This is a genomic window from Streptomyces sparsus (genome assembly GCF_054776295.1).
This window is the reverse complement of sequence record NZ_BAAHCA010000301.1, coordinates 1-5,146: the sequence shown is the minus strand read 5'-3', so window position 1 is coordinate 5,146 and position 5,146 is coordinate 1. Positions and strand designations below refer to the sequence as shown.

The following is a 5,146-nucleotide window of genomic DNA, read 5'->3' as shown; positions in this document are numbered from 1 at the left end:
CGGCGCACCGCCGGGTCGTCCGGCGACGCGTCAGCGAGCCCGTCCAGCAGCGCGTAGGCGGACCGGGCCCGGTCCGCACCCTCGGGGCCGGAGCCGACGGCCTGCACCAGCTCCAGCAGGCGCCCCCGCACGAGTTCCGGCGCGGTGGTGTCGAGGAGGACGAACAGCTCCCGGTCCCGCGCCGCCATCTTCGAGCCGGGCTCGGATGCGGCGGGCGCCCACTCCTGCTCCCGCAGCAGCTCGGTCAGCTCGGGGGAGAGCGGAGCGTCACCCGACAGCTCCCCCTCCGCCGCCTGCCGCAGCAGTACCGCCAGACGGGCGCGGCGGTCCCTGATCTCCGCCTCCTGCCGGGCGAGATCGGCGTCCAACTCCGCCAGCGCGCCGGCCAGGTCACGTCCGGCCTCCCCGGCCAGCACGTCACGGACCTCCCCCAGGCTGAGCCCGAGCGCGGTGAGGCGGCGGACGCGTGCGAGCCGAACGGCGTCGCGCAGCCCGTACACCCGGTAGCCGTTGGCCTGCCGTTCGGGCTCGGGCAGCAGGCCCACCTGGTGGTAGTGCCGCACGGCACGGGCGGACACGCCGATCAGTTCTGCGATTTCTCCGATGCGCATGGCGCCAGTGAAAACCCTGCCGCTGCGACAAGGTCAAGCCCCGGGGAACACACCGCCACAGACGCACCGCCGGTCGTGGACGCCCGCACCCGGCCGGACCCGCCTGCCGCCCACGGCCGACGGGCCGGGCGAGTGGGTACTCGCCCGGCCCGTCGGGTGGTGGTGCCGCTCACCGGGACCAGCGGCCGGACGCCGCGCCCGCGGTTCCGGGGCGGCGTCCGGGGCGTGGGCCCCGGGCGGGATCAGCGGAAGACGGCGATCCAGCCCTTGTTGAGGTCGGGCTTCTTGTACAGCTTCTGCGTGACCATGAGGAAGCTGCCGTCGTGCCAGAACGGCTGGGTCTTGGAGAAGCTCATGCCCTGCATCAGCTCCCGCTCCCCTGCCGGCAGCTTCATGTACGGCTCGACCTTGCCGGTCTCGGTGTCGATGGCGGTGAGCTGTCCCGTGGTGCTGTAGTTGCCGCCCTCGTAGGCGAGCAGCTTGCCGTCGTGCAGGGCGACGGGTGTGGTCCGGCCCTCCTCGGTCGGGTTGGAGACCCAGCTCGACTTGCCGGTGTCCAGGTCGTAGGCCACGATCTCGTTGGTCTGCGCCGCGTCGCCCTGGTGCATCTTCGTCTCCAGGTAGGCGGTGTTCCGCTCCTTGTCGACGATCACGTTGTAGGCGTCGGAGAGGCCGATGCCGTTGGAGTTCCACTGGAAGCGCTCGGGGTCGACGCCGATCTTCTGCTTCAGCTTCAGCTTGTCCGAGAGCACCATCAGGTCGGTGATCGCGATGCTGGACGACCCGCCGGCGTTGACGCCGACCACCAGCGGATCGGTGGAGAACACCCGCTGGATCTTGACGCCGGACGGCGCCTTCCACTCGCTGGTCTTCTTGCCCGTCCTGGACAGCGACTGGAGCGACACGTCGTCGTCACCGAAGCCGCACTGGACCATGGCGAGGAACTGCTTGCCCCCGACGTACGCGCGGTCCCGGCAGTCACCGGTGGGCTTGGCCTTCCACAGCTCCTTGCCGTCGGCGAGGTCGTAGGCGACGGAGCCGCCGATCCAGGCGACGCCCGCGGTCTCGCCGCTCACACCGGCCTGCGGGTAGCTGATGCGGGGGATCTCGCCGGCCTCACGAGCCGGCAGGTCCTTCTCCCACAGCTTCTTGCCGGCCGCGAGGTCGATGCCCATGGCCTTCTCGCACTTGCGACCCCACAGGATCATCGTGCGGTCCTTGGAGGCGTCGTTGGCCGCCGCGCACGAGTCGCCGCGCACGGCCTTGATCGACCACGCCTCCTTGCCGTCCTTCATGTCGTACGCGCGGACGGCGTCCACCTCGTACTTCACGATGTTGCCACCGGCGAACCAGGTCCCCGGGGTCTCCATCAGGATCTCAGTGTCCACGAGCACCGGGGCGGGCTTCTGCCAGGCCAGTTCCGCCTGGCCGTCCGTACGCTGCTCGGGCTCGCCGTCCTCACCGGCGCCGCCGGTGCTCTCGGTGGAGCCCTTGCTGTCGCCCTTGGACTCGTCCTTGCTGCTGTCGTCCTTCGTCAGGAAGAACACGCCGCCCGCGGCGATCAGCACGACCGCGAGCACCGCGGCCATGACGATCAGCAGCTTCTTGTTGTCGCCGCCGGAGCCGTTCTTGCCGGGCGCCGGCATCGGGTACGTCGGCTGCTGACCGTAGGGGCCGGGCTGGCCGTACGGTCCGGGCTGGCCGTACGGTCCGGGCTGGCCGTACGGTCCGGGCTGACCGTAGGGGCCCGGCTGACCGTATCCGCCGGGCTGGCCGTAGGGGCCGGGGGGCTGCTGACCGGGAGGCTGCTGGCCCGGGTAGCCGTACCCCGGGGCGGCCGGCTGTCCGGGCGGCTGCGGATAGCCGTAACCGGGGCCCTGCGGCGGCTGCGGATACCCGTAGCCGGGCCCCTGCGGCGGTTGGCCGGAACTGTTCGGTGGCCGGCCGGGTGCCTGACCGGGCGAGGACGGCGGCTGAGGCGGCTGCTGCGGCTCGTCCTCACCGGACTTCTGCTGCTGCGGATAGCCGTAGGACGGGTCCTTCGGGGCCCCGAAGCCGCCTGAGGGCGGCTCGTTCGGGGGCGGAGGCGGGGGCGGCGGCTGGGACATAGCGAAGTTCCTTCTCCACACGCGGACCGATTGCCCTGCCCCTCAATCCCCCGTAGGGACGAGCGAATCGGACATTTGGCCCGCCGATTTCTCGACAACTCACTGGCAGTTGAGCGAAGCCCTTTGTATCACCGGACACCGGGGGACACCGGGCCGGTTCCGTCCGGCCTTCTCCGTCGAGAACGGGAAAGGGGTCTTCTCCGTACCAAATCCCCCGTTCACGGGCACGACTGGGACACCGCACGGGTGCGATCCCCCTCACCCGCGGCCCGTCACGGCAGGGGCCGAGACCGCACAGGACGGCACCCACCGGCCGAGCAGTGCCCTGACGGCGGGTGACGGGTGCGGCGGCTCGGCGGCGGCTACTCGTCCTCGGCGAGTTCCAGCCAGCGCATCTCCAGCTCCTCCTGCTGGTCGGCCAGCTCGCGCAACCGCACGTCGAGCTTCGCGACCCGCTCGAAGTCGGTGGCGTTCTCGGCCATCTCCGCGTGCAGCTTCGTCTGCTGCTCGGCGTTGCGGTCCAGCTGGCGCTCCAGCCGCTGGAGCTCCTTCTGGGCGGCCCGGGAGACGGCGGCCGGCTTGGCGGGTGCCGCCGGTGCGGCGGCGCCCGGTGCGGGCGGCGCCGTCTCCTCACGGCGCACCGCACTCCGGCGCTCCAGGTACTCGTCCACCCCGCGCGGCAGCATGCGCAGCGTCGCGTCGCCGAGCAGGGCGAACACCCGGTCGGTGGTGCGCTCCAGGAAGTAGCGGTCGTGGCTGATGACCACCATCGAACCGGGCCAGCCGTCGAGCAGGTCCTCGAGCTGGGTGAGGGTCTCGATGTCGAGGTCGTTCGTCGGCTCGTCGAGGAACAGCACGTTCGGCTCGTCCATCAGGAGCCGGAGGATCTGGAGGCGGCGGCGTTCACCGCCGGACAGGTCACCGACCGGCGTCCACTGCTTGTCCTTGACGAAACCGAAACGCTCGCACAGCTGCGAGGCGGACATCTCCCTGCCCTTGCCGAGGTCGACGCGGGAGCGGACCTGCTCCACGGCCTCCAGGACCCGGACGGTCGGGTGCAGTTCGGCCACCTCCTGCGAGAGGTACGCCAGCTTCACCGTCCGGCCGACCTTGACGCGTCCCCCGGCGGGCTGGATCTCGCCCTCACTGCGTGCGGCGTCCGCGAGGGCACGCAGCAGCGAGGTCTTGCCGGCGCCGTTCACGCCGACCAGCCCCACCCGGTCACCGGGCCCGAGCTGCCACGTCAGGTGCTTCAGCAGCACCTTCGGGCCGGCCTGCACGGTGACGTCCTCCAGCTCGAAGACGGTCTTGCCGAGCCGGGAGTTGGCGAAGCGCATCAGCTCGGCGGTGTCCCGCGGCGGCGGTTCGCCGGCGATCAGTTCGTTGGCCGCCTCGATACGGAACCGCGGCTTGCTGGTGCGGGCGGGCGCTCCGCGCCGCAGCCAGGCCAGCTCCTTGCGCATCAGGTTCTGCCGCTTGGTCTCCTCGGTGGCGGCGATCCGCTCCCGCTCGGCCCGGGCGAAGACGTAGTCGCTGTAGCCGCCCTCGTACTCGTGGACCGCGCCCCGCTGCACGTCCCACATGCGGGTGCACACCTGGTCCAGGAACCAGCGGTCGTGCGTGACGCAGACCAGCGCCGAGCGGCGCTCCCGCAGGTGCCCGGCGAGCCAGGAGATGCCTTCCACGTCGAGGTGGTTGGTGGGCTCGTCGAGCACGATCAGGTCCTGCTCGGCGATGAGCAGCTTGGCCAGCGCGATCCGCCGGCGCTCGCCACCGGAGAGCGGCCCGATGACGGTGTCCATGCCCTGCGGGAAACCGGGCAGGTCGAGGCCGCCGAAGAGGCCGGTGAGCACGTCGCGGACGCGGGAGTCACCGGCCCACTGGTGGTCGGCGAGATCACCGACCACTTCGTGCCGGACGGTGGCGGCCGGGTCCAGGGAGTCGTGCTGGGTCAGCACTCCGAGCCGCAGGCCGCCCTGATGGGTGACCCGGCCGGTGTCGACGTCCTCCAGCCGGGCGAGGATGCGGACCAGTGTGGTCTTGCCGTCGCCGTTGCGGCCGACGACGCCGATCCGGTCGCCCTCGTTGACTCCGAGAGAGACGCCGTCGAGCAGCGATCGCAGGGCGTACGCCTTGCCGACGGCTTCCAGATTGACGAGGTTGACGGCCATGGGGCTCCGGCTCTGTTGCGAGGACTGGTCACAGGACTGGTCAGCGGTCCAGCCTAGTCGCCGCCGGGACCCCGCCGACCCGGTGGGCACCAGGGCCACGACCGGTTCGTCCCCGCACCACGGGCGGCGCGCGACGAGCGTTCAGCGGCGCGCGGCCACTTCCGCCGCGTCGCTCTCGTGGGCGCCTGCCGACGGCGCCGGCCGGTTTCCCGCTGCCGCCATGGGTGCGTGGCCTCCCTCGACCGCCGAGGGGCTG

Annotated in this window: 3 protein-coding genes; all 3 read right to left on the bottom strand. The window is 71.6% G+C overall.

The window, feature by feature from the left end; genetic code table 11:
• Positions 1–611 (bottom strand): MerR family transcriptional regulator (locus tag ACYVE9_RS14855; RefSeq protein ID WP_461028317.1); only part of this gene is annotated, 611 nt, incomplete at its 3' end.
• A 242-nt stretch (positions 612–853) separates the two neighbouring features.
• Positions 854–2,719, bottom strand: coding sequence for an outer membrane protein assembly factor BamB family protein (locus ACYVE9_RS14850; RefSeq protein ID WP_461028316.1), 1,866 nt, complete (start codon positions 2,717–2,719; stop codon positions 854–856).
• Positions 2,720–3,081: 362 nt separating this feature from the next.
• The gene (locus ACYVE9_RS14845; RefSeq protein ID WP_461028315.1) at positions 3,082–4,890 is read right to left on the bottom strand and encodes an ABC-F family ATP-binding cassette domain-containing protein; all 1,809 of its coding nucleotides are present in this window, start codon (positions 4,888–4,890) and stop codon (positions 3,082–3,084) included.
• Positions 4,891–5,146: the final 256 nt, after the last annotated feature.

Bases quoted from the DNA above. Each gene is read 5' to 3' on its own strand.
- ACYVE9_RS14850 (WP_461028316.1), bottom strand. From the start codon at position 2,719: ATGTCCCAGCCGCCGCCCCCGCCTCCGCCCCCGAACGAGCCGCCCTCA.
- ACYVE9_RS14845 (WP_461028315.1), bottom strand. From the start codon at position 4,890: ATGGCCGTCAACCTCGTCAATCTGGAAGCCGTCGGCAAGGCGTACGCC.